The organism is Arthrobacter sp. UYNi723, from assembly GCF_054057635.1.
Map to the genome: position 1 here is coordinate 1 of NZ_JBSRZM010000018.1, position 24049 is coordinate 24049.

21 protein-coding genes and 1 pseudogene are annotated in these 24049 nt (G+C 64.8%); 5 read left to right on the top strand and 17 right to left on the bottom strand.

The genetic code is table 11. The features are described 5' to 3' along the window. The first annotated feature begins 228 nt into the window (after positions 1-228). Positions 229-1694 (top strand): annotated as a pseudogene (locus ACVWY0_RS14185) (HNH endonuclease signature motif containing protein). Positions 1695-1706: 12 nt separating this feature from the next. On the opposite strand, the gene ACVWY0_RS14190 reads toward ACVWY0_RS14185, so the two are convergent. Then, positions 1707-2846: a helix-turn-helix transcriptional regulator gene (locus ACVWY0_RS14190; RefSeq protein WP_485837249.1), complete on the bottom strand. Its 1140-nt coding sequence runs from the start codon at positions 2844-2846 to the stop codon at positions 1707-1709. Between the two features lie 208 nt (positions 2847-3054). Here ACVWY0_RS14190 and ACVWY0_RS14195 point away from each other — a divergent pair, with 208 nt between their 5' ends. Continuing rightward, positions 3055-3336 (top strand): hypothetical protein, encoded by a 282-nt coding sequence (locus ACVWY0_RS14195; protein WP_485837250.1) that lies wholly within the window; start codon positions 3055-3057, stop codon positions 3334-3336. 132 nt (positions 3337-3468) lie between these two features. On the opposite strand, the gene ACVWY0_RS14200 is transcribed toward ACVWY0_RS14195, so the two are convergent. The 10 genes from ACVWY0_RS14200 to truB all read right to left on the bottom strand — a co-directional run bounded on the left by ACVWY0_RS14200 (position 3469) and on the right by truB (position 13594). Further along, positions 3469-3930 carry a DUF1579 family protein gene (locus ACVWY0_RS14200; protein WP_485837251.1) on the bottom strand — a complete coding sequence of 154 codons (462 nt, stop codon included), beginning with the start codon at positions 3928-3930 and terminating at the stop codon, positions 3469-3471. Positions 3931-3961: 31 nt separating this feature from the next. Continuing rightward, entirely contained in the window at positions 3962-5305 is a 1344-nt protein-coding gene (locus tag ACVWY0_RS14205; protein ID WP_056348420.1) for a M16 family metallopeptidase, read from the bottom strand. A gap of 124 nt (positions 5306-5429) precedes the next feature. After that, positions 5430-7682: a polyribonucleotide nucleotidyltransferase gene (locus ACVWY0_RS14210; RefSeq protein ID WP_485837330.1), complete on the bottom strand. Its 2253-nt coding sequence runs from the start codon at positions 7680-7682 to the stop codon at positions 5430-5432. A gap of 249 nt (positions 7683-7931) precedes the next feature. Further along, positions 7932-8201 (bottom strand): 30S ribosomal protein S15, encoded by a 270-nt coding sequence (gene rpsO, locus ACVWY0_RS14215; protein ID WP_104063120.1) that lies wholly within the window; start codon positions 8199-8201, stop codon positions 7932-7934. Between the two features lie 230 nt (positions 8202-8431). After that, on the bottom strand, positions 8432-9679 hold the full coding sequence (gene kynU, locus ACVWY0_RS14220) for a kynureninase (RefSeq protein WP_485837331.1): 1248 nt from the start codon (positions 9677-9679) through the stop codon (positions 8432-8434). Between the two features lie 8 nt (positions 9680-9687). Continuing rightward, positions 9688-10542 carry a tryptophan 2,3-dioxygenase gene (gene kynA, locus ACVWY0_RS14225; protein ID WP_248761777.1) on the bottom strand — a complete coding sequence of 285 codons (855 nt, stop codon included), beginning with the start codon at positions 10540-10542 and terminating at the stop codon, positions 9688-9690. A 40-nt stretch (positions 10543-10582) separates the two neighbouring features. Then, entirely contained in the window at positions 10583-11566 is a 984-nt protein-coding gene (locus ACVWY0_RS14230) for a bifunctional riboflavin kinase/FAD synthetase (protein ID WP_485837252.1), read from the bottom strand. A 216-nt stretch (positions 11567-11782) separates the two neighbouring features. Beyond that, the gene (locus tag ACVWY0_RS14235; protein ID WP_248761779.1) at positions 11783-12253 is read right to left on the bottom strand and encodes a hypothetical protein; all 471 of its coding nucleotides are present in this window, start codon (positions 12251-12253) and stop codon (positions 11783-11785) included. Between the two features lies 1 nt (position 12254). Then, positions 12255-12608, bottom strand: coding sequence for a hypothetical protein (locus tag ACVWY0_RS14240; RefSeq protein ID WP_248761780.1), 354 nt, complete (start codon positions 12606-12608; stop codon positions 12255-12257). Positions 12609-12610: 2 nt separating this feature from the next. Beyond that, positions 12611-13594, bottom strand: a complete 984-nt coding sequence (gene truB / locus ACVWY0_RS14245; RefSeq protein ID WP_485837253.1) for a tRNA pseudouridine(55) synthase TruB — start codon at positions 13592-13594, stop codon at positions 12611-12613. A gap of 154 nt (positions 13595-13748) precedes the next feature. Here truB and ACVWY0_RS14250 point away from each other — a divergent pair, with 154 nt between their 5' ends. Next, entirely contained in the window at positions 13749-14912 is a 1164-nt protein-coding gene (locus ACVWY0_RS14250; protein WP_485837254.1) for a pyridoxal phosphate-dependent aminotransferase, read from the top strand. Between the two features lie 15 nt (positions 14913-14927). Here the strand turns inward: ACVWY0_RS14250 and ACVWY0_RS14255 are convergent, their stop codons facing one another. Continuing rightward, the gene (locus ACVWY0_RS14255) at positions 14928-15413 is read right to left on the bottom strand and encodes a nucleoside deaminase (protein ID WP_485837255.1); all 486 of its coding nucleotides are present in this window, start codon (positions 15411-15413) and stop codon (positions 14928-14930) included. Between the two features lie 182 nt (positions 15414-15595). Between ACVWY0_RS14255 and ACVWY0_RS14260 the strand changes: the two genes are divergently transcribed. Beyond that, positions 15596-16693, top strand: a complete 1098-nt coding sequence (locus ACVWY0_RS14260) for a ScyD/ScyE family protein (protein ID WP_485837256.1) — start codon at positions 15596-15598, stop codon at positions 16691-16693. Between the two features lie 74 nt (positions 16694-16767). Here the strand turns inward: ACVWY0_RS14260 and rbfA are convergent, their stop codons facing one another. From rbfA to ACVWY0_RS14285, 5 genes are all read right to left on the bottom strand, one after another. Then, positions 16768-17277 carry a 30S ribosome-binding factor RbfA gene (rbfA, locus tag ACVWY0_RS14265; RefSeq protein WP_485837257.1) on the bottom strand — a complete coding sequence of 170 codons (510 nt, stop codon included), beginning with the start codon at positions 17275-17277 and terminating at the stop codon, positions 16768-16770. A 247-nt stretch (positions 17278-17524) separates the two neighbouring features. Next, on the bottom strand, positions 17525-20440 hold the full coding sequence (gene infB / locus ACVWY0_RS14270; protein ID WP_485837258.1) for a translation initiation factor IF-2: 2916 nt from the start codon (positions 20438-20440) through the stop codon (positions 17525-17527). A gap of 152 nt (positions 20441-20592) precedes the next feature. After that, positions 20593-20970 carry a YlxR family protein gene (locus tag ACVWY0_RS14275; RefSeq protein WP_485837259.1) on the bottom strand — a complete coding sequence of 126 codons (378 nt, stop codon included), beginning with the start codon at positions 20968-20970 and terminating at the stop codon, positions 20593-20595. Between the two features lie 170 nt (positions 20971-21140). After that, complete coding sequence (gene nusA / locus ACVWY0_RS14280) at positions 21141-22121, bottom strand: transcription termination factor NusA (RefSeq protein WP_485837260.1); 981 nt, start codon at positions 22119-22121, stop codon at positions 21141-21143. Then, a complete protein-coding gene (locus tag ACVWY0_RS14285) occupies positions 22121-22735 on the bottom strand; it encodes a ribosome maturation factor RimP (RefSeq protein WP_104063108.1) in 615 nt (204 codons plus the stop codon). The genes nusA and ACVWY0_RS14285 overlap by 1 nt, the downstream gene beginning before the upstream one ends. Positions 22736-22841: 106 nt before the next feature. Here ACVWY0_RS14285 and ACVWY0_RS14290 point away from each other — a divergent pair, with 106 nt between their 5' ends. After that, positions 22842-24005, top strand: a complete 1164-nt coding sequence (locus tag ACVWY0_RS14290) for a DUF4439 domain-containing protein (RefSeq protein ID WP_485837261.1) — start codon at positions 22842-22844, stop codon at positions 24003-24005. The last annotated feature ends 44 nt before the right edge of the window (positions 24006-24049 follow it).

A 24049-nucleotide genomic window follows, 5' to 3' on the forward strand; every position in this document is an offset into this window, starting at 1 on the left:
CCGCGCTACGGACTCCGCAATCTGCACACTATCGGCCATACCACGAACTTACCCGCCCCAACAATGAAAACCTAGGTTATTTTGACGCGTGTCCTAAGTGTCCCTTCGCGCCGAAGCTGCCGGACCATAGTCCTGTTCACTGTCATTGAGGTCCGCGCGGCCGCTGAGTTATGCACATAGGCGTTCATCCTCGCGGTTATTGTCAGACCCACCTGTGATGCTTGAGGTATGGATCGCAGAGCAGCTGTGGAGGCGTTAGAGGCCATCGAGGCTTCCGTCGCTCGGCTTGCCGTTGTAATCCGTGAAGCTGCCGAATCCTCGGGTTCCCGGGACTCTGATCCGCTGCGCCGGAGGGCCAATAATGCCCTGATGACCTTGGCTGAAGTCGCGTGCGCGGAGGCAAAGATGGCGGGCCTGAAAGTTCAGGCAGTCGCCGACTATGACGACGCTGCCCAAGCCCTGGCGGGTCCGGCCACGTCACCTGAGGACAACACCGGGCAAGAGATGGCCGTGGTCGCGGAGGTGGCATGCGTGCTCACGATGAGCGAACGGTCCGCTGGGGCGCTGTTGGCCGAGGCCCACCAACTCACCACCAGGCTGCCCCTGACCTTATCCGCGCTGCAGGCAGGGCAGATTTCCTGGCAGCACGCCCGGATCATGGTCGACGAAACCACCAACCTTGACCGGCCGGCCGCTGCGGCGTTGGAGGCTCATTTCCTGGACCCTCACGCACTCAACCGTGCGCGGGGTTGCCTGGCCGGTGGGCTCGTGCCCGGACGGTTCCGGCACAAGGCCCGTACGTGGCGGGAGCGCCATCACCCGGTCAGCATCGAGAAGCGCCACACCAGGTGCGCCGCCGACCGGCGGTTGGAGTATGCCCCGGACAGGGACGGTATGGCCTGGCTCTCCGCCTACCTTCCCGCGGATCAGGCCGCGGGAATTTGGGACCGCACCACCGCCGCCGCCAGAGCGTTGCAGGGCCCGGACGAAGGGCGGACCCTCAGCCAGCTCCGCGCCGACACCACCGCCGTCTGGCTCCTCGGCGCCACAGATGATGCGGCCGGGGATGCGAATGGGAATGACCGTGTTCCGTCGCCGCGGGCACAGGTGCTCGTCACCGTCCCGGTGCTCTCACTGTTGGGTGTCACGGATGAAGCAGCCACCCTCGACGGCTACGGGCCGATCCCGCCGTCCATGGCCCGCCAACTCATCGCCGACGGCGCCGAGTCCTTCCACCGTGTCCTGATCGACCCCCGCGACGGGGCTCCCTTGGAGATCGGTAGAACCAGCTACCGGGTCACAAAAGCCCAACGCCAATGGCTCAGACTTCGCGACGGAAAATGCCCCTTCCCTGGCTGCAGCAACCACTCCCTCGACAACGAAGCAGACCACCTCCTCGCCTGGGCCCACGGCGGCACCACCGGGATCAGTAATCTCGGCCAACCGTGCCACCGGCATCACCGACTCAGACACACCACAGCCTGGAAACCACCGCCGCCACCAAGAATGAACCACCCGGCTGGACATCACCCACCGGACGCCACTACGTCAGCGAACACCCCGATTGGGAACCACCAATCTGGCCATCAAACATCCCCATAGTTGACATGGCCACCGGTTCCAACACCGATCCGGAGTTAGACATGGGCCTTGACCTTCGGCTGGACACAAGTCTGCCACCAGCACAGAGTTGAAGGCCGGTTCGGTTACTGGGCCGTTCCCATCGCCAGGGCCGACAACGTCGCGCGGCTATGGACGCCGCACGTATCGAAAATCTGCTTGAACTGATCCTGGACGGTGTAGGCCCCGATCCCCAAGGCAGCCGCCATGGCGTTGGTGTCGGCGCCGCTGGCAGCAAGCTCAAGTAATTGCCGCTGCCGCCTTGTCAGCCCGAAGCTTCGGGCGAACATATCAAGCCTTGCCTCCGGAGGACAGGCCTGGATGGTGACGGCCAATGGCGGCGTGGCCGCTGTGCCGGTGGAGCCCATCCGGCTGGCCTCGAGTATGGCCCACTGGCCCGACCCTATGTGCACACGGGAAGACGCAGGATGACCATCCACGCCAGCCTCACGCGTCAGCAACTGGGCAGCAACATTGAGGACCTCGGCCGGTACATGTTGAAAGGGACGCGGGCCGGCCTGAAGCAGTCCAAGCCACTCCCCCACCGAAGCCGTTCCACCCACCACCGCCATATCCGCATCCAGAGTCAGCACTGCCTGCTGAGGCAAGTCCGGCCTCCGACCTCCACCGATGGCTGACGCTCGCGTACGGACAACCTTGTGCCCTATGGGGTCGCGTTCGCCAGGCACCTCCACGACAAACTGCCGGGAGATTGCCTTACGAAGGGTGGGCGTCACTTCGTGCACCACGGCACCCACGTATTCCATTTCCTCGACAGTAAAGGGATCGCCCGGATCCGCTCTCCAAAGGTCAAGCCAACCCCAGCAGCCGTGTTTGTCCGCCAGCACTGCGAACAGGACATCGGTCACTCCGTAGCGCTTCATCAGGCCATCCCATACCAGGCTCCGTGATGGATTGCCGGCAGTTTCGCGCAGCAGTGTCGTCACCGGCGACGGGCCGATCGCCAACTGCGTCCACCGACCTGCCTGCGTCAGATACTTGAGCCTGATCAGCAACGGCAGTTCGTCCGGGCACGGAATCCGGGCCATGGGCGACATGCCCGTCGCCGTCAGCGGATCTGAGAGCGGCCACACGAAAGCATTGAACGGAAGCACCCGGCCCAACTCAGCGAGCACGGCAGTGCGTAACGAGTGGTGATCCGGGGCGGAGTCGCCGATGAGCCGGATCCGTTCAAGGCTCCTGTTCCAGGGACTGCCGGGGGTCATTCCCCCAGTATGCCCTCTGTGGACAGCGCCGGGGTTTTCTACCAAGACCCCAGATTTCTGGGATACCGGCCACATCGGCAGGCAGTTAACGTGACAGTACGCGACGCAGCGGAACCGTGCGGCTGTCCCACGACAGGAGCCATGGGTTGGACAGCACAGAGGCAAATAAGTGCGATCAACTAACACGATGAGCTAAGGAGAATCAGCAATGTACACACTGCAAATCGAACATGGCATTATGGACTTTGGCATGTGGAAAGAAGCCTTCGACCGGGATCCGGTGGACCGCGCGGCCTCCGGAGTCGTCGGCCACCGGATTTCCCAGCCTGTGGATGATTCCCTCTACGTGGTGGTGGAACTCGATTTCAACGAACGCGGCCAGGCTGAGCAATTGCTGGCGAACCTGAAAAGTAGGGTGTGGAATTCGTCTTCCGCAGCGCCAGCCTTGAACGGCGCTCCGCGGACAAGGATTCTGAAATCAGCCGGCTGACGGTCCGAACTCTGCAAGGGCCCCAAGAGTCCGTTCGCGCAGGGGCAGGGGCTTACTGTCCTCTCGCGCCAAAACGTGCAGGGCGTCAAGTGTCCGTTCGCGCGGCAGGTGGGACGAAGGGTCGGGATGGGGTCAGACGCGGCGGCACTCGGAGGTCATGAACGGGACAAAGTCCTGGCCGTCGCCGAGGCGCAACTCGGCGGTGTGGATCAGCACGTCGTTGTCCACGCGGAAAGTATTGCGGGCAGTCCCCCGGTCACTGTGGCGTTCCACGCGCAGCACACCGTCCACCCACGTGCAGCGGGCCGGAGCTCCCGGCGGCAGGCCCATGCTGTCCACGTGGTACCAGAGGATGTCGTTGTGGTCACGGTCGACAGTAAAAACGCCGTGGCCTTCAAAGTGCGTGCCATCAGCTTCGGTGTGTCTGTAACTTTGCACGACTGCGTAGCCCCCGGCTGCCCTGGTGTAACTGATTTCCGCCGAGGCCGTGCGCTTGGGCCCCCAGGCCGACGCGTCCAGCCGGGTGGTGCCGCGCCAATGGCCCAGGAAGTTCTCCAGGACGGCGTGCACCGTGCCCGGCTGCGGAAGGTTCATAGGTTCATTATGGCGGGCGCAGGCCTGCCGGTCAGAGACCGAAGGTTTCGGTCTCCTCGAATGGGCCCACCACGGTGACAGTCCGCGGCGCGGCTGCCAGTTCCCTGGCAAGCTCCTGGACCTCCTGCGCAGTGACCGCCTTGATCTGGCGCAGGGTCTCGTCGATGTCCTGGTATTCACCGGACACCAGTTCAGCGCGGCCGAGTCGGGACATGCGGGAACCCGTGTCCTCCAGTGCCAGGACAATGCCACCGCACAGCTGGCCCACGGCCTTGCGCAGTTCGTCGTCGGAGATGCCGCCTTCGGCCAGCTTGTCCAGTTCCAGCCCCAGCAGGTCCAGCACCTGGCGGACCTTAGACGGAGTGCACCCTGCGTACATCCCGAAGTAGCCGGCGTCCGCGTAGGAGGAGGCAAAGGAGTACGTGGAGTACACCAGGCCACGCTTTTCGCGGATTTCCTGGAACAGCCGCGAGGACATCCCGCCGCCCAAGACGGCGTTGAGGACGCTCATGACGTAGCGACGTTCATCGGTGGCCACAATCGTGGGGCAGCCCATGATGATATTCGCCTGCTCCACCGCACGCTTGACCACATGCAGCCCGGCAGTGCCGGTGATGTCCGCCCGCTCGGTGGAGCGGCGATCCACCGGGGCGGCGTCCGGCTCAAGTGACCACCCGGCAGTGTGGAGGGCGTCCACCACAAGGCTGCAGACGACGTCGTGCTCCAGGCCCCCGGCGGCGGTGATGACCAGCTCATCCGGGCGGTAGTAACGGCGGTAGTGCTCCCAGACGGAGTCGCGGGCGACGGCGCGGATCGCGGCAGGCGTGCCGCCGATTGGGCGGCCCAGCGGGTGCGTACCCAGGACGGCAGCCACAAAATTTTCATGTGCAACGTCCGTGGGGTCATCGCTGTCCATGGCGATTTCCTCCAGGATGACGTCGCGCTCCTGCTCCATCTCGGCCGGATCCAGGACGGCACCGGTGATCATGTCGGCAATGACGTCGATGGCCATGGGCAGGTCCGTGTCCAGCACGCGCGCGAAATAGCACGTGCTCTCCTTGGCCGTGGCTGCGTTGGACTCCCCGCCCACCTCGTCAAAGGCCGAGGCGATCTCCAGGGCAGTGCGGCGCTTGGTCCCCTTGAACAGCAGGTGCTCCAGGAAATGTGTGGAGCCGTGCTGGCCCGGGGCTTCATCGCGTGACCCGACGCCCACCCAGAAACCGATGGTCGCCGAACGCTGGCCCGGCATCGCTTCGGTGAGCACCCGCACGCCGCCCGGCAGCACCGAACGCCGGACAACGGAGCCGCCGTCGGAGCCGTGGACCAGGGTGTCGCCGGGCTGGTTCTGCTCAAGCGGCAGGGGTACAACAGTCATTGAAGCCTTTCAGGAGCGGCAGCCGGATCTGGCTGCCATCGTAACAGCGGCGGGGCCGGTGGATCATCCACCGGCCCCGCCGATTCATGCTGTGTGGAGGAGGATGCTACTCCGCGTCAGTGGACTACTCCGCTTCGGCAGCGCCCTCTGCGGCGGAAGCGTCAACGCTCTCGGCGCCTTCGTCTTCAGCCACTACGGGGGACAGCGACAGCTTTCCACGGTCATCGATCTTGGTGATTTCCACCTGGATCTTCTGGCCGACGGAAACCACGTCATCAACGTTGTCCACGCGCTTGCCGTTGGCCAGCTTGCGCAGCTCGGAGATGTGCAGCAGGCCGTCCTTGCCCGGAGTCAGGGAAATGAAGGCACCGAAGGTGGTGGTCTTGACGACCGTACCCAGGTAACGCTCGCCGATTTCCGGGATCTGCGGGTTGGCAATGGCGTTGATGGCGGAGCGTGCTGCGTCAGCAGACGGACCGTTGGTGGCGCCAATGTAGACCGTGCCGTCGTCCTCGATGGAGATGTCGGCGCCGGTGTCTTCCTGGATCTGGTTGATCATCTTGCCCTTGGGCCCAATGACCTCGCCGATTTTGTCAACCGGGATCTTGACCGCGATGACGCGCGGCGCGAACTCGGAGAGCTCATCCGGGGTGTCGATCGCGGAGTTCAGGACGTCCAGGATGTGCAGGCGGGCTTCGCGGGCCTGCTTCAGCGCTGCTGCCAGCACGGAAGCGGGGATGCCGTCGAGCTTCGTGTCCAGCTGGATGGCCGTAACGAATTCGGCGGTGCCGGCAACCTTAAAGTCCATGTCGCCGAAAGCATCTTCGGCGCCGAGGATATCGGTCAGGGCTGCGTAACGGGTCTGGCCGTCAACCTGGTCGGAGACCAGGCCCATGGCGATACCCGCAACAGCTGCCTTCAACGGCACGCCTGCATTGAGCAGGGACAGCGTCGAAGCGCAGACGGAACCCATCGACGTCGAACCGTTGGAGCTGAGAGCCTCAGACACCTGGCGGATCGCGTAGGGGAATTCCTCGCGGGACGGCAGCACCGGCATGATGGCGCGCTCGGCGAGGGCGCCGTGGCCGATTTCGCGGCGCTTGGGCGAACCCACGCGGCCGGTCTCGCCGGTGGAGTACGGCGGGAAGTTGTAGTTGTGCATGTAGCGCTTGCGCGTGACGGGCGACAGCGAATCGATCTGCTGTTCCATCTTGAGCATGTTCAGCGTGGTGACACCCATGATCTGGGTTTCGCCGCGCTCGAAGATTGCCGAGCCGTGCACGCGGGGCAGAACCTCAACCTCGGCGGTGAGCTGGCGGATGTCCGTCAGGCCACGGCCGTCGATGCGGATTTGGTCCTTGAGGATGCGCTGGCGCACAACCTGCTTGGTGACCGAGCGGAATGCTGCGGACAGCTCCTTGTCGCGGCCTTCGAACTGGCCGGCCAGGGAAGAAGTGACTTCGTCCTTGAGCGAATCCGTTGCAACATCGCGTTCCTGCTTGTCGGCGATCTGGAAGATAGCGGCCAGCTTCTCAGCGGCAGCGGACTCAACAGCGGCGTAGACGTCATCCTGGTAGTCCAGGAAGACCGGGAACTCAACGGTGGGCTTGGCAGCGCGTGCAGCCAGGTCCGCCTGGGCGTCGCAGAGTGCCTTGATGAACGGCTTGGCAGCCTCGAGGCCCTCGGAGACAACCTCTTCGGTGGGAGCAGTGGCGCCCTGTTCCTTGATGAGATTCCAGGAGTTGTCGGTTGCTTCGGCTTCGACCATCATGATGGCGACGTCGTCACCGGCAACACGGCCGGCTACAACCATGTTGAACACGGAGTTCTCGAGCTGGGAGTGCTTGGGGAAAGCAACCCACTGCGAACCGTGCTCGTCAGCGACTAGGGCAACGCGGACGCCGCCGATCGGGCCGGAGAACGGCAGGCCCGAGAGCTGGGTGGACATGGAGGAGGCGTTGATGGCCACCACGTCGTAGAGCTCGTCGGGGTTGATGGCCAGGACGGTCACCACGATCTGGACCTCGTTGCGCAGGCCCTTGACGAAGGCCGGACGCAGCGGGCGGTCCATGAGGCGGCAGGCCAGGATGGCCTCGGTGGACGGGCGGCCTTCACGGCGGAAGAACGAGCCCGGGATACGGCCGGCGGCGTACATGCGCTCTTCAACGTCAACCGTCAGCGGGAAGAAGTCGAAGCCTTCGCGCGGGTGCTTGCCCGCGGTGGTGGCGGACAGCAGCGCGGTGTCTTCGTCGATGTACACCATGGCTGCGCCGGCTGCCTGCTTGGCAAGACGGCCGGTTTCAAAGCGGATTACACGCTTGCCAAAGCGGCCATTGTCAATGACTGCTTCTGAGAACTGGATTTCGGGACCCTCCAAGAGAGTCACCTCCGTTTCTTGTTTCACGGAGTCCAGCCGCATCAACCCAGGCCAGCATCTGTCTACTGGCCTGCACTGCACCCGGTCATCGATCGAGACCCACGGGCCGGGGGCTTCATTCTTCGAAGCCGTTCCCGGGGATCACTACCGAGGACCGCGAATGCGTGATGCGGTTGATCCTCCTGTTTAGTTTTTCTTCTGAAGAAGGCGGCCCTTTCCGTCACGGAAGGGGCCGCCCCTTAAAGCTGACTAGCGGCGCAGGCCGAGACGCTCGATGAGCGCACGGTAGCGGGTGATGTCAGTGTTCTTGAGGTAGGTGAGCATACGCTTGCGACGACCAACCATGGCCAGCAGACCGCGCTGGGTGTGGTAATCGTGCTTGTGCACCTTCATGTGCTCAGTCAGATCCTTGATCCGCTGAGTCAGGACTGCAACCTGGACCTCCGGCGAACCGGTGTCGCCCTCGGACGTTGCGAAATCCTGGATGATGGACTGCTTTACAGCGGCTTCAAGTGCCACAATAACTCCTAGAGATGTGCCGTGAGGCCCGATTCAGTACTTCACTGCCGGGTCTGCCCGCGCGGGAATTCCCCGGAAACCAGGGAATTTCCACACATGGCAGGAACCAGCCGCCACGGACTGCAGCCGGAACCAACCCTTAGTTTACCGGCCCCGCCGCAATCTTGTCGAAACAGCTGCCGCCGTCAGCCGCGGCCGTCCCCAAAAGGCCGTCACCAAAAGGCAGTAGCTCAGCGAAGCAGCTGATCCCGAATGGCGGCCATCCCCCGGAACAGCTCCGCGAAGCTGGCGCTCAAGGGCGACAGCCCCACGCGGATCCCGTGTGGTGCGCGGAAGTCCGGGATGACGTCCTGTTCCCACAGCGCCGCCGTCACGTTCCGGAACGCCGGATGATCCAGGGTGATGTGGCTCCCGCGAAGCTCCGGCTCACGCGGCGACGCCAGCTCCACGCCCGCCGGCTCCAGCCACGCCTCAAACAGCTGCACGGCGTAGGCCGTGAGTTTCAGGGACTTCTCCCGGATGGCAGCCATGCCGGCCTCTTCGATGAGGTCCAGGGTCCCGCGCATGGCCAACATCCCGAAGATGGCCGGAGTGCCGCTGAGGAAACTCCGGATACCGGGCGCCGGCTCGTAGCCTGCGGCCATCTCGAACGCGTCCTTGCGTCCCATCCAGCCCCAGATCGGCTGTTTCAGACCGGGCAGGTGCCTGCGATTGACGTAGGCGAACGCCGGCGAGCCCGGTCCCCCGTTGAGGTACTTGTAGGTGCAGCCCGCGGCAAAATCCACGTTTGCCCCGTCCAGGTCCAGCTCCACGGATCCGGCGGAGTGGCACAGGTCCCAGACCACCAGCGCCCCTGCGCTGTGTGCAACTTCCGTGATGCCCGGAAGGTCGGCCAGGAAGCCTGAGCGGTAGGCCACGTGGCTCAAAAGTACGACGGCGGTGGCCGGGCCGGTTGCGTGCCGCACCTGTTCGACGGTGACGCCGGACGCAGGATCGGCTTCGATCCACCGCAGGGTGAGTCCTTCCTCGCGGGCGATGCCCTCGACCAGGTAGCGGTCCGTGGGGAAGTTGTCCGTGTCCAGGACGATCTCTGTGCGGGCGGGGTCAGCCACGGTGGCCAGCGCGGCGCGGATCAGTTTGTAGAGCACCACCGTGGTGGAGTCGGCGATGACTGTCTGGCCCGGGGCTGCGCCGAGGACAGCGCGGCCCAGCTGATCGCCGATGGTCTGGGGCAGGTCCAGCCATTCCTCATCCCAGCCACGGATGAGCCGGCCGCCCCAGTCTTCCTCGATAAAGGTGCTGATGTCCCGTTGTGTCCGCTTCAGCGGGCGGCCCAGGGAATTGCCGTCGAGGTAGGAAAGGTCCGTGTCCGTCCCGATGAAGAGGCCGCGGTACCGTGCCAACGGGTCGCCTGCATCCAGTTGCGCGGCCTGCTCAAGGAGGTCCGCGGCGTCGTGATTTTCCATCTTCGCGTCCATTGCGCAGCTCACTGGCCGATCTCCGTTCGTACCGCGAACAGTTCCGGGAAGAAGGTGAGTTCAAGGGCCTTTTGCAGGAAGGCAGCGCCGCTGGATCCCCCGGTTCCCGATTTCATCCCGATGGTCCGCTGGACGGTTCGCAGGTGCCGGAACCGCCAGAGCTGGAAATTATCCTCAAGGTCCACCAGTTCCTCGCACGCCTCGTAGGCACCCCAGTTAGCGGCGGCGTTTTCGTAGATGTGCTTGAACAGCGGCACCAGTTCCGGGCAGAACTCGTGGGCACGGGTGACGTCCCGCTCCAGGACGGACTGTGGCACGTCGAAGCCCTGCCGGGCCAGGTAGGCCAGGAACTCGTCGTAGATGCTGGGCGCCTTAAGCACGTCCTCCAGCATGGCGTGCGCTTCCGGGTCAGATTCGAAGACCGGCAGCATTTTTCGGTTTTTGTTGCCGAGGATAAACTCCACGGCCCGGTATTGGCTGGACTGGAATCCGGAAGAGTTACCCAGGAACCCGCGGAACTGGGAGTACTCCGTGGGCGTCAGCGTGGCCAGGACGGACCATTGCTCCGTCAGGGTTTTTTGGATGTGCTTGACCCGGGCGATGCCCTTGAGGGCGGAGCCGAGATCGTCCGCGCGCAGCCAGGCCGCAGCGCTGCGGAGCTCGTGCAGCACCAGCTTCAGCCACAGCTCGGTGGTCTGGTGCTGGATGATGAACAGCAGCTCGTCGTGGTGTTCGGGCGTGCTGACAGGTTGCTGTGCGCTGAGCAGGGTGGGCAGCTGGAGGTAGGACGCGTAGCTCATCCGGGAACTGAAATCGCGGACTATGCCTTTGTCCAGCTTGCGGGTGTTCTTCTCGACGGCCACGGTGCTGCCTCTCTGGGTGTTCGGTGCGGGTAGGACCCGGTCAGCGCCGCACCAGGAGATCGTGGGCCTGAATAACGTCCAGACGCATCTGGTCAACAAGCGCCTCCGGCCCACGGTATGCCACCATGCCGCGGAGCCGGGCCACAAATTCGACCACTACTGTCTGGCCGTACAGATCGAAATCCTCCACGGCCTCGTGCGGACGGTCAATCACATGGGCTTCGACCTGGCGGCTGACGCCGTCGAACGTGGGATTGGACCCCACCGAGATGGCCGCCGGCCAGCGAGTGCCCGCCTGGTCCACCAGCCAGCCGGCGTAGATGCCGTCCGCGGGGATGAACCCGGTGGCCTCGTGGGCAAGGTTAGCGGTGGGGAACCCGAGTACGCGGCCGCGGGCAGCACCGTGTACAACCTCGCCGCGCATACGGTGTGGTCGTCCCAGCACCGCGGCGGCGGTGGCAACGTCGCCCTCCTGCAATGCTTCACGCACCCAGGTGGAGGAACAGCGGCGGTCCGTGCCGCCGTCGTTATGCAGCGGGTAGCCTTCCGAGCCGAACTCGCTGATGACCTGGACGTCGAAGTCGAACTTTTCGCCCAGCTGCTTCATGGTGTCAAGGTCACCGGAGTTGCCGCGGCCGAACCGGGAATCGTGACCGATCACCACATGGCTGGCGTGCAAGCTGTCTACCAGGACCTGGCCCACAAATTCCTCAGGGGTGAGGCTGGCCAGGTTCAGCGAGTACTTCATCACCAAAATGGCATCCAGGCCCAGCTCCCCCAGCGCCACCAGCTTGTCCTGCAGGCCCATGATCATTTCGGGCGCGGACTCCGGACGGTGGATCAGGGCCGGGTGCGGGTCAAAGGTGACGGCAACGGCCTTCGTCCCGTTGAAGCGGGCCGAGCGGATTAGCTCGGAAAGCACTTGCTGGTGCCCGCGATGGACGCCGTCGAAGTTGCCAAAAGTGACAACGGAGGGACCAAAGTCCGCCGGGACCTCGGACGGATCGTTCCAGATGTAGACCATCACCCTCGCCTTTTACTGCCTAAAACTGACATCTCTCCGAACGCACCGGCGCCGGAACTCTCTAAGATTACCCGCATTCAGGATGGCTGCCGGACGGTGCCGGGCCAACTGGAGGGCACGCGCGGACATGTCCGGGAGCCTTCCTGGTACCCGCTTGCCGGTACTCGCCGGTCCGCCGGAGAATAAGCCTCGGCCCGGGCCGATCGTTGATGAGGCTTACTGCTGGTTCGGCCGCCGCCGGTACAGCCACACCAGACCCAGGACAGGCAGCAGCAGCGGAATGAACGCGTACCCCCGGCCAAAAAGGGACCAGACGGTCTCATGCGGGAACGCCACAGAATCAAACACGCTCAACGCCCCCACCACCAACACTCCGACAAGCTCCACCAGGACGGCGGCCAGCGAGATCTTGAACCAGGTGCGGCCGGGCTTGGCCAGGGACACCGTTGCCACCACGTAGACCAGCGCCGCGAACGCGGAAAGCAGGTAGGCGAGCGGGGCTTCGGAGAACTTGGTCAGGATCTGGTAACCGGCGCGTGCGGTGGCCGAAATGGCAAACACTGCATAGACGGCGATGAGCAGGCGTCCGGGGCCGGTGTTCCGAGTGTCCTTGACGCCAGCCTTGGCATCTGCCTTGGCACGGGCGGCTTCGGAACGAGGTGCTTTCACGTTGCGTACTTCTTCCATTTCAGTACCAGATCTGGTTCATGCGGGCGGCCATCACCAAGGCCGTGACACCGACGGCGGCGAGGACAAAGTTGCTCCAGCGGGTCCGTTCCAGGATGGACCAGTACACGGCTGCCGGCGGCAGGAGCATCGCCGTGGCCAGGTATCCCCAGAATTCCCAGGCTTCCCCGGCAATCGGTTCGCCCGCGATCACCCGCACGATCGAACCCACCAGGTAAACCAGCAGTGCCAGCTCGACGGCGGCAACGGACAGGATGGTGAGATCGTTGGGGGCTTTTTTCAGGATGCCGGCACCGAGGCAGATTCCGCTGGAGAGCAGGCCGACCACCAGGATGATGTAGAAATAGGCGTCCATGCCTAAGCGTCCCCGCCCGCAGCATCTTCAGGCACAACATTCTCGGGCGCAGCATTCCGGGGCCCAGTTTTTTCTGACGCACCGTTGCCCGGCGCGAATACCAGGACAGGCTTGGCAAAGTTTCCGGAGTCCGCCAGGAGCGCCACGAGGCTGCCGTCCGGCGCGAACGCTGCTGCCGGGTGCTCAGTGGTGGCAGCCGCGGGATCTCCTGCTTCCGCTCCCGCTGCGATCCGGCGTCCGAAGGAAATCTCTCTGGCCTCCTCCGCTGTGAGTTCGCGGTTAGGCATCAGTGCCCGGGCAGCCTGGGACATCTCCAGGACATTCAGCTCCTCGGCCAGCTGTTCCAACGTCCGGGCCTGGTCCAGCGAGTACGGGCCAACGTGGGTCCGGCGGAGGGCGGTCAGGTGGCCGCCCACTCCCAGCCCGTCGCCGAGGTCACGGGCGAGGGCGCGGATATAGGTACCGGATGAGCACTCAACGGTGACATCAATGTCCACGACGTCGCCACCCGCTTCCCGGTTGATGGCGTGAACTTCGAAACGGTGGATGGTGACCGGGCGCGCCGCGAGCTTTACCTCTTCACCGGAGCGGACCCGGGCGTAGGCACGTTCACCGTTGACTTTAATGGCGCTGACGCTGCTGGGCACCTGCTGGATTTCACCCGTGAGGGCGGCGACGCCGTCGTGAATTGCTTCATCGGCGACGGCGGCGGCACTGACGGCGGCAATCACGTCACCTTCGGCGTCGTCCGTGATAGTGGACTGGCCCAACCGGATGGTTGCCGTGTACGTCTTGGACGTGCCCACGATGTAGGTCAGGAGCCGGGTGGCCTTGTTAATGCCGACCACCAGGACGCCGGTAGCCATGGGATCGAGGGTGCCGGCGTGCCCCACTTTCCGGGTCCCGGCGAGACGCCGCATCCGACCAACCACATCATGGCTGGTCCATCCCTGCGGTTTGTCCACTATCACCAGTCCAGAAAGCACGCTTCCCAGTATATCGGCGCTGGCCGCGGCCCTTGCCCACACCCCTGCCCTCAGCCCCGCCCCAGTGTGGCCGCTCCGGAGTGCCCGTTCCGGAGTGCCCGTTCCGGAGTGCCCGTTCCGGAACAGGATTCCGGTGGCGGCTAGGATGGCATCCATGCCTGAGCTTGCGGCGCACGCGCGCGACGTCCCCGTCAACCAGATCCGCGAAATCACCGAGGCCGCCTGGCATACTCCCGGGGCCATCGTCCTGAGCATCGGCGAGCCGGGCTTCGCGCTCCCCCGCCACATCCTGGAAGCCGGCATGGCCTGCCTCGACCGGGACGAAACGAATTACACGCCCAACGCCGGCATCCCGGCCCTCCGTGAAGCGTTCGCCACCCGGTTCCGTAAACGCGCCGGACTCAACACGAGCCTCGGTGCCGAGCGCGTCTACGTGGTGGACGGAGCGCAACAGGGCCTGCACTTCGCCATGAGCCTCCTGCTCTCCCCCGGCGACGAGATCCTGATCCCGAACCCCGGCTACCCCACGTTCGCCATGACCAGCCGGCTCCTGAATGCCGTGCCGGTGGGCTACCCGCTGTATCCCGAGCATGACTTCCAGCCGCGGATCCAGGACATTGAAGCGCTCATCACGGACCGGACCCGGGTGCTCATCCTGAATTCCCCGTCCAACCCGCTGGGCGCCGTCCTCGGCGAGGACCTGACCCGGCAACTTGTGGACCTGGCCCGCAAGCGCGATCTCTGGATCATTTCCGACGAATGCTACGAGGCCTTCACTTACGACGTTCCCCACGTCAGCCCGGCCCGGTTCGACAGCGACGTGCCCGGCGAGGCGCGCGTGTTCACGTCGCTGACTCTCTCGAAGACGTACGGCCTCACCGGCCTGAGGATCGGCGCCCTGGTCTGTCCGCCGGGGCTGGAGCAGAAGATGAACAACGTGATGGAAGCGATTGTCTCCTGCGTTGCCTCGCCGTCGCAGTACGCCGCGCTCGCGGCACTGACAGGCCCGCAGGACTACGTCCGTCACGCCCACGACCACTACCGGGCCAACCGGGACGCGGCCTCAGCAGTGCTGGAGGACAAGGGAATCCCGTACCTGAGTGCACAGGGAGCCTTCTATCTGTGGGCCAACGTCTCCCATGTCAGCGACGGGGACGTCCGCAGCTGGGCCCGCAGGTTCCTGGCCGATTCCGGCGTTGCGCTTGCGCCGGGAACTGCCTTTGGCTCGATCGGCGAGGGCTGGGTACGGATCGCGCTGTGCGGTACCCGCAACGACTTGGTGGAGGGTATCGGCAGGCTGCCTGAACGCCAGGATTAATGACCCGGCACCTTGTTAGTACTCCTTGCGTTTCGTGTTCCGGCGCCACGCGTCAAACGGAGCGTCCGACGCCGAAATGGCGGCTTGGGCGACCGGCAGAAGTTCCGGACGGGTGCCGTTGAAATACTCGTAGAACACGGCGTCGTCGAAACCGGCCGCAGCTGCACCATGGCGGTCGGCCGCAAAATAGACGCGATCAATCCGCGCCCACAGCGCGGCTGACAGGCACAGCGGGCACGGCTCGCAGCTGGTGTAGAGCACGGCGCCGCTCAAGTCGAACGTGGCGCCTGCGGCTGCCGCAGCGCGGATTGCCACCACTTCGGCATGCGCGGTGGGGTCGTTGTCCCGGGTGACCCGGTTGATGCCTTCATGGACCCGCCCATCCGGGGTCACCACCAGCGCACCAAACGGCCCGCCACCGTCGGAGACGTTCCGGACAGCCAGCTCAATGGCCTGTTCCAGGTATCGGGTGGCCTCGTGGTTGTCGCTCGCCTGCGTCATAACTAGATCCTAGCCATGAGCCAGGATTTCCGGTTCAAAATAGGGAGGCACATTAGGGGGAAATGCCGTCGACGTCACCCCTTTTGCGGGATTAGCCTAGCGCCGGGGGTAGTTCGGATCGCATTGACTTGGTCTCAGGCCAGGCCCCGGCGACAGGGTGCACGTCAACTCCGGAGGATCCAATGAACAAGAAGTTTCCGATCGTCGCGTGCCTGGCAGCAGCGGCGATGATCATCCCCGTCGCGCCCGCCACGGCTACGCAGAAACTGTCCGGACCCGAAACCCTGGCGGAGCACCTGATGACGCCGTTGAGCCTGGCCTTGGGTCCTGGCAAGAGCGTCCTCGTCACGCAGAACTTTGCGGGCACGCTGGACCGCGTCGAGGATGACGGGCAAACGACCAACGTTTACACGAATGCGGGCTGGGACGTTGGCGGGGTTGAGACACGGGGCACCACCACGTTTTTCGTCGAAAGCGTCGGGGGAGGCGGCGGAGATCCCACAGCGCTGGCCGGTTATTTGAAGTCAATCGACAGGCGCGGGGAGGTCAGGACCATTGTGGACCTCGCGACCTACGAGCGTCAGAACAACCCGGACGGATTCCAGGACTACGGCTTCGGGTCCGACGTGACCGACGAGTGCCTGGCCCAAATTACGGCGCCGTTCCCGCCGGCACAATACTCCGGGGCGGTCGACTCACACCGCTATGCCACAGCGGTTCACGGCAATACCGTCTTCGTGGCCGACGCCGGGATGAATGCCATCCTCAAGGTCAACGCCGCCACCGGGGAGACTTCCACCCTCGCGGTCCTGCCTCCGCGTCCGGCGGAAGCCACTGCAGAGGCTGCCGCGGCTGTTGGCTTCCCGTCCTGCGTTGTCGGACACGACTACGCATTTGAACCGGTGCCCACCGATGTAGAGATCGGCCCCGACGGCTGGCTGTACGTCTCGTCGCTGCCGGGCGGTCCGGAGGATCCTTCCCTGGGCCACCGCGGTGCCATCTTCCGGGTCAATCCATGGACCGGGGCGATCCACCTGTGGGCCGATGAGATCCTGAGCCCCACCGGCATCGCCGTATCCGGCAGTGGGGACGTCTACGCAGCTTCGATGTTCGGCAATGAGATCGTCAGGATCGACGCCTGGACCCGTGAACAGTCACAGTTCCTGGCCGTCGACGGTCCTGCCGCGGTGGAGCTGCGAGGGAAAACCCTCTATGCCACAGCCGGTTTCAGCTTCGCTGACCTCACCGCGGGAACGGTCCTGAAGGCCAGTATCCGGTAGGAAACGCAGGGAACATCCCGCAGACGAAGAAGACCCGGACCCCAACTTCGGGTTCGGGCCTTCTTCGCGTGAAGCTATTTGTTGGCGTCTTCGTCGAGGTCTTCGTCGTCGGTGAGGTCAATTTCCTCTTCGTCGAAGTCGTCCTCGTCGATCTCCACATCGGCGGGAATGTCGCTCTTGTACGGATCGGCCTCGCCGGCGTGCTTGGCGTTTTCGGCCAGCGCAGCCACCTCTGCGTCGCGCTTCTTGGCGGCCCGGAGCAGGTCCTCCAGGTTTGAGGCAACGACGGGGATCTGGTCCGCCACAAATTCCAGCGTCGGCGTCAGGCGGACAGTCACGTTGCGCCCCACCTCCTGGCGGAGCACACCCTTGGCCTTCTCCAGGCCCTTGGCAGCATCAGCCTGCACAGCCTGGTCGCCGAAAACGGTGTAGTAGATCGTGGCATGCTGCAGATCATTGGTCACCCGGGCATCGGTAACAGTAATGCCCTCCAGCCGAGGATCCTTAACCTTCCGGCCCAAGGCCTCAGCAACAACAACCTTAATCCGCTGCGCCAACTTGGCAGCCCGTGCGGGATCAGCCATTTCCACTCCTAAAAATTTGGGATGTACGACGGCGGCCAAATGGGCCACGTCGCACGTTTCAGTTATCTGCCACGCACTAAAGGCGAGTCTACGACGGACTCCCGTTGGGTTTTTTCCGGCGGCCTGGGAGTGGCATCGGGCCTATCGGAGCCGGACGGTTTGCGATCGAAGATCGAAAACCGTGCGGCGAAGGGGCGGGGCCGCCGGAAAAAATCCAACGGCCCCGACCCTGTAACGCTAAGACAACCTAAACGCGCGGCTTTTCGCGCATCTCGAAGGTCTCGATGATGTCGCCTTCGGTGATGTCGTTGAACGAACCAAGACCGATACCACACTCGAAGTCCGTGCGGACCTCAGTGGCGTCGTCCTTGAAGCGCTTGAGCGTCTCAACGGTGAGGTTCTCACCGATGATCTTGCCGTCGCGGCTGATGCGGGCCTTCGTGTTGCGTCGGATGATGCCCGAGCGAACGATGGAACCGGCGATGTTTCCGAACTTGGAAGAGCGGAAGACTTCGCGGACCTCGGCGGTGCCCAGCTGGACCTCTTCGTACTCCGGCTTGAGCATGCCCTTGAGGGCCATCTCGATGTCATCGATTGCTGCGTAGATGACGGAGTAGAAGCGCATGTCCACGCCTTCGCGGTCTGCCAGTTCGGCAACCCGCTCGGCAGGCTTGACGTTGAAGCCGATGATAACAGCGCTGTCGACCGTTGCCAGGTTGACGTCGTTCTGCGTGATGGCACCAACGCCGCGGTGGATGACGCGCAGCTGCACGCCTTCGCCGACGTCGATCTTGAGCAGTGCGTCTTCGAGGGCTTCCACGGCACCGGACACGTCACCCTTGAGGATGAGGTTGAGGGTGTCGATCTTGCCGTCGGCCACGGCCTGGTCGAAGTCTTCCAGGCTGATGCGCTTGCGGCGCTTGGCGAGGGCGGCGTTGCGGTCGGCTGCTTCACGCTTCTCGGCGATCTGGCGGGCGGTGCGCTCGTCAGCGGTCACAAAGAAGGTGTCGCCGGCGCGCGGCACGTTGGACAGACCCAGAACCTGCACGGGGCGGGACGGGCCGGCCTCGGTCAGGACACTGCCGTCGTCGTCGAACATGGCGCGGACGCGGCCGTGAGCCGTACCGGCCACGATCGTGTCACCGACACGCAGGGTGCCGGACTGCACCAGGACGGTGGCCACGGAACCGCGGCCCTTGTCCAGGTTGGCTTCGATCGCGATACCGCGGGCGTCCTTGTTCGGGTTGGCGCGCATGTCCAGGGCAGCGTCCGCGGTGAGCAGGACAGCCTCGAGCAGCTCGTCAATGTTGAGGTTCTGGCGGGCAGAGACCTCCACGAACATGGTGTCGCCACCGTATTCTTCGGGAACCAGGCCGTACTCGGTCAGCTGGCCGCGGACCTTCTCCGGGTTGGCGCCTTCCTTGTCGATCTTGTTCACAGCCACCACGATCGGCACATTTGCTGCCTGCGCGTGGTTGAGTGCCTCAACGGTCTGCGGCATTACGCCGTCGTCCGCTGCGACCACCAGGATGGCGATGTCGGTGACCTTCGCACCACGGGCACGCATGGCGGTGAACGCCTCGTGGCCCGGAGTATCGATGAAGGTGATCTTACGATCGATGTCTTCGTGGGTGTGCGTGACCTGGTAAGCACCGATGTGCTGCGTGATGCCGCCGTGTTCGCCCGCCATAACGTCGGACTTGCGGATGGCATCGAGCAGGCGGGTTTTACCGTGGTCAACGTGGCCCATAACGGTGACAACCGGAGGACGTGCCTCGAGGTCTTCGTCGCCTTCGGCTTCGAGTTCTGCTTCGAAGTCGATGTCGAAGCCGGAGAGCAGCTCGCGCTCCTCGTCCTCCGGCGAGACAACCTGGAGCTTGTAGCCAAGCTCCTCGCCGAGCAGTGCGAAGGTCTCTTCATCCAGCGACTGCGTGGCCGTGGCCATTTCGCCGAGGTGGAAGAGGACCGTCACCAGTGCTGCGGGGTTTGCCTCGATCTTGTCGGCGAAGTCCGTAATGGACGAGCCACGGCGAAGCCGGACTACGGTGTTGCCGTCGCCGCGGGGTACGCTCACGCCACCCAGCGACGGAGCACTCATCTGCTCGAGTTCCTGGCGCTTGGCACGCTTCGACTTGCGCTGCTTGCCACGGCCTGCGCCGCCCTTACCGAAAGCACCCTGGGTGCCACCGCGACCGCGGCCACCCTTGCCGAAGCCACCGCCGGCCGGAGCGCCGCCACCGGCACCCGGTGCGCCACCGGTGCCTGGAGCGCCACCCGGACGTCCGGGACCACGGGCGCCGCCACCGGGACGGCCTGCACCAGCGGGTGCGGGACGCTCAGTGCGGTTGGGCATCATGCCCGGAGTAGGACGGTTTCCACCGGCACCTGCCGGACGGGGACCGCCGGCGCCTGCTGCGGGACGCGGACCACCGGGACGGGGGCCACCGGCACCGGCTGCGGGACGCGGACCACCCGGACGGGGACCACCGGCACCGGCCGCGGGACGCGGACCACCCGGACGGTCGCCGTCGGGACGGCTTCCACCCGCGCGGGGCATGCCCTGCGAAGGAGCGAACGGGTTGTTACCCGGACGGGGAGCACGCTCTCCGTCGCCACCGCGGCCGCGGGGCATGCCCTGGGACGTGGCGAACGGGTTGTTGCCCGGACGGGGACCGCCGGGACGCGGTGCGGAGCCGCCCTGCGAACCACCCTGTGTTGATCCGCCAGAGCGGGTCGGTGCGGCCGGGGCTTCAGCCTTCGGTGCCGGACGGGCACCGGGCTTGGCGCCGGTGGACGGTGTACTTGCGGCCGGGGCTGACGCAACGGGTGCTGCGGCAGGTGCAGCCGGAGCTGCGGAAGCGGCAGCGGGTGCAGCCGGAGCCGCAGCAGCAGGTGTCACCGGGGCTGAGGGAGCTGAGGGGCCCGGAGCAGGTACTGCGGGTCGTGTGTCGGCCGACAGGGCAGGCGCCTTGGGCGCGGCTGCCGGAGCTGCGGTCTTGGCAGCTGCGTCGGGGTAGGCGTTGCGGAGTTTCCGCACCACCGGGGCCTCAATGGTTGAAGAGGCGGAGCGAACGAATTCGCCCAGTTCCTGCAGTTTGGTTACTGCATCTTTGGAAGTAATACCGAGCTCTTTAGCAAGCTCATGTACGCGGACCTTGGCCACATTTCTCCTGTCTCGGTCCGCACCGAGCCAGGCACGAACCGTCTACTTCTTACTGCGGGCCCCAGCCGCGGTTGCAACTACAGGGCCCATTGCAGAGCGCAACAAATTTGTCATCGTTGCGCACTCATCGCTGGGAACTCATCGGGTTTCCATCAGTTTTCTGACCCGCTTTCAGGTTGGACGGTTTTTGCTACAGCTACCAGGGGTACCTGCAACGGGCTGGCGTCCTGCTTGCCTGCCATGATCCGGCGTTCGACGGCGGTGGACCCGGTTGCCCCATTGAGGGCCCTTCCGAATGCTCGCCGCTTGACCGCCAGGGCCAGGCACGCTTCGCTGGGGTGCAGCCATGCACCCCTGCCAGCCATCCGGCGTCGTTCGTCTACCAGCACTGCGGTGGAACCGCTGCCTTCGGCGACGAGCCGGAGTAACTCAGACCGCGGTGCCTGCTTCCGGCATCCGATGCAGGTACGCTGCGGTTGATCCTCGGTGTGAAGCACTTCTGCCACGGTGAGTATCTTCCTGACGTTCATAACTGCTGGCCCTGAGGCCCCAACCGCATCGGCGGAACGGGAATTCTCAGGGCACACGAATACCGGCCGTTAGGCGCGGTCATGTCTATTCTAGCCCCTTGGGGCAGTTCTGCCCGTAACCGGGGCTTCGGCCGAAGGTATCCGCCGCCGGCCGCCGCCCCGGAACCGGATTAGCTTTCGCGCGCCGGGGCAGCGTCCGAGACGATATCGATTCGCCAGCCCGTCAGCTTGGCCGCCAGCCGGGCGTTCTGACCCTCTTTGCCGATGGCCAGCGAGAGCTGGTAGTCCGGGACCACCACACGCGCGGAGCGGGTGGCCTCGTCCACGATGGTGACCGAATTCACACGCGATGGGGAAAGTGCACTGGCAATAAACGTTGCCGGATCCTCGCTGAAGTCGACGATGTCGATTTTTTCGTCGTTCAGTTCCGTCATAACGGCGCGGACGCGGGAACCCATTTCGCCGATGCAGGCGCCCTTGGCGTTGATGCCCTGGGTGTGGGCCTTGACCGCGATCTTGGTACGGTGGCCGGCCTCGCGGGCCAGTGCCACGATCTCCACAGAGCGGTCCGCGATCTCCGGGACCTCCAGTTCGAAGAGCTTCCGGACGAGGCCCGGGTGTGAACGGGACAGGGTGACGGACGGGCCCTTGGTGCCGCGGTGGACATCGATAACGATGGCGCGGAGCCGGTTGCCGTGGATGTACTTCTCTCCCGGCACCTGTTCGGGCGGCGGCAGCAGGGCCTCCACCGAACCCAGGTTGACCTGGATCATGTGAGGGTTGTTGCCCTGCTGGATCAGGCCGGCCACAAGTTCACCCTCGCGGCCCTTGAACTCACCCAGGACGGCGTCGTCCTCGACGTCGCGCAGGCGCTGGAGGATGATCTGGCGTGCGGTGCTCGCGGCAATACGGCCGAAGCCGGCCGGCGTGTCCTCGAACTCGCCGATGGGGGCGCCGTCGTCGTCGATTTCCACTGCCCAGATGGTCACGTGGCCGCTCTTGCGGTCCAGCTCGGCCCGGGCCTTCTCGAAGGCGCCGGGCGATTTGTGGTACGCCACCAGGAGCGCCTGTTCGATGGTGGGGATCAGGAGGTCCAGCGGAATTTCGCGCTCACGCTCCAGTAGTCTCAGCGCGCTCATGTCAATATCCATCAGGCCTCCTCAGAAGGTCCATTGTGCTCAGGTTCCAGACCAGCTTCTTCGAGGTGGCTGAATTCGATCTCGACTTTTCCGTTGCGGATCCTGTCGAAAGGAAGAATCTGGGGCTCGCCCTGCTTGGGCTTCATGCCCTTCTTGACGGCGATCTCCGGGATGATGGTGACGCCGGAATCGTCCACGGACTGGACCCTGCCGGTGACGTTTTCGCCCTGGATGACGTTGACCTTGACCATCCGGCCCCGGGCGCGGTGCCAGTGCCGGACTTCGGTGAGGGGACGCGCGACGCCCGGGGAGGAAACCTCGAGGTCGTAGGGGCGCCCGTCGTCTGCGGGATCATTGTCCAGGACGTCGGAGAGGACCCTGGAGATGTCTGCAATGACATCAAGGTTTACGCCGCCGGTTTCCTCCTGCGGCAGGTCAACCACCACGTGGACCACGCGGTGTGAACCGGCGAGGATGGATACGTCCTCGAGATACAGGCGGTTGGCCTGGACCGCCGGTTCCAGCAGCGCCCGGAGCCTGACGGCTTCGGGATTGTTGGCGGGCGCAGCAACAGCGGTACCCGTTCCGGTAGCGTCTGATGAAGTCGTGGCTTCTGCATTACTCACGATGCCGGCCGCCTTCCAATAGATGATGTTGTGACTACTAGCCTAACGATTTTCCGGCCGCAGTGGTGCACGAAGAGCCGCATCAGGCGTGACAACATGGTCTGTTGTGAAAGACGACACGCAGGAGACCGGCCGCCACGGGCGCTATTTCCAGTACGCCGTTTTTGCGCTGGCCGCCCTTCTGGTGGCGAGCCTGGGATTCGTGCTCATTCCCCGCCAACCGCCCCCGCCTGCGGCGCCGCCGTTTTCCGAGCAGGCAAGGGCATCCGCGTTCGCTGATTCCCTGACCCTGAAGGCCGCGGGCCTGGACCTCGAAGGCACTGCCGGCGCCACTGCGCCGGCCCCACAAGCCGCAGCCTTGGCCCGGGTTGTGACTTTGCTGACGGTGCAGGCCCGGGCGTTGATGCTGCCGGCTGATGCGGCCGGCGATCCTGCCCCGGATGTCGCGGCTACTGCCCCCGTCCCTGCCCCGGCCACGGCGCTGCCCACCGACACGCCGCCGTCGACCACCACCGCGGACTTCGCCGCTGCCCTCCAGGCAAGCGGGGCACAGCGGCTCCAGGACGCCGAAACGGCCGACGGCGGTATGGCCCGCCTTCTCGCCGGCACCGGTACCGCCCAGCTTCTGGCCGCAGAGGACCTGGCCTCGGCGACCGGGATCGCGTTGGCACCGCCTCAAGCCGCTGGCTCCTCCTCCCCCGCATCGACGGCGCCCACCATGCCTGTTTCGGCTTCAGCCGCCGCCAGCTGTGCCAGCGAAGCAGCTGCCGCCGACGCCAGCAGTGGCGTGGACCTCGGCTCAGCCTTGGCCCTAGTCGTGGAGAGCGAGCTGGAACTGGTCTACGCGTACCAGGCCGCACTGACCAGGCTTAACTCCGGGTCCGCTGCTCCGGCGTCGAACTTCCTGGCCCAGCACGGCGTCCTCCGTAGCGAAGCGGAGGCCATGGGCAGGTCCCGCTGCGCCGCGGTACCCCTGAGGCAGCCCGGCTATGCCCTGAGCCAGGCGTTCCTGGCAGACCCTGCAGCGGCGCTGGGAACACTGGAAGCAGAGACACTTCCGGTGCTCGGCGACGTGGTGGCCCTTAGCGAAGGACCCGAACGGGCATGGGCACTCTCGGCACTTCAGTCGGCGGCCCGGCGGACCGTCCATTGGGGTGCGTCGCCAAGCCCGGTCCCCGGCATGGTCCTGGACGAAGCACTCCTGCCGCCACTGCCGGAGCCTGTATCAACTCAGGGGACTTCCACAACCAGCACTCCCGGCAATTCGTAGCCAAGGCACGGCACACTGGCCAGCCGCAGGCACTAATGCTTTGC

Excerpts from the sequence above, each read along its gene's own strand:
- ACVWY0_RS14205 (WP_056348420.1), bottom strand. The coding sequence starts at position 5,305 with ATGACTGTTGTACCCCTGCCGCTTGAGCAGAACCAGCCCGGCGACACC.
- ACVWY0_RS14190 (WP_485837249.1), bottom strand. The coding sequence starts at position 2,846 with ATGACCCCCGGCAGTCCCTGGAACAGGAGCCTTGAACGGATCCGGCTC.
- ACVWY0_RS14275 (WP_485837259.1), bottom strand. The coding sequence starts at position 20,970 with ATGAACGTCAGGAAGATACTCACCGTGGCAGAAGTGCTTCACACCGAG.
- rbfA (WP_485837257.1), bottom strand. The coding sequence starts at position 17,277 with ATGGCTGATCCCGCACGGGCTGCCAAGTTGGCGCAGCGGATTAAGGTT.
- ACVWY0_RS14255 (WP_485837255.1), bottom strand. The coding sequence starts at position 15,413 with ATGACGCAGGCGAGCGACAACCACGAGGCCACCCGATACCTGGAACAG.
- ACVWY0_RS14235 (WP_248761779.1), bottom strand. The coding sequence starts at position 12,253 with ATGGAAGAAGTACGCAACGTGAAAGCACCTCGTTCCGAAGCCGCCCGT.
- kynU (WP_485837331.1), bottom strand. The coding sequence starts at position 9,679 with ATGGACGCGAAGATGGAAAATCACGACGCCGCGGACCTCCTTGAGCAG.
- ACVWY0_RS14250 (WP_485837254.1), top strand. The coding sequence starts at position 13,749 with ATGCCTGAGCTTGCGGCGCACGCGCGCGACGTCCCCGTCAACCAGATC.
- ACVWY0_RS14195 (WP_485837250.1), top strand. The coding sequence starts at position 3,055 with ATGTACACACTGCAAATCGAACATGGCATTATGGACTTTGGCATGTGG.
- ACVWY0_RS14200 (WP_485837251.1), bottom strand. The coding sequence starts at position 3,930 with ATGAACCTTCCGCAGCCGGGCACGGTGCACGCCGTCCTGGAGAACTTC.
- ACVWY0_RS14260 (WP_485837256.1), top strand. The coding sequence starts at position 15,596 with ATGAACAAGAAGTTTCCGATCGTCGCGTGCCTGGCAGCAGCGGCGATG.
- ACVWY0_RS14230 (WP_485837252.1), bottom strand. The coding sequence starts at position 11,566 with ATGGTCTACATCTGGAACGATCCGTCCGAGGTCCCGGCGGACTTTGGT.
- nusA (WP_485837260.1), bottom strand. The coding sequence starts at position 22,121 with ATGGATATTGACATGAGCGCGCTGAGACTACTGGAGCGTGAGCGCGAA.
- ACVWY0_RS14240 (WP_248761780.1), bottom strand. The coding sequence starts at position 12,608 with ATGGACGCCTATTTCTACATCATCCTGGTGGTCGGCCTGCTCTCCAGC.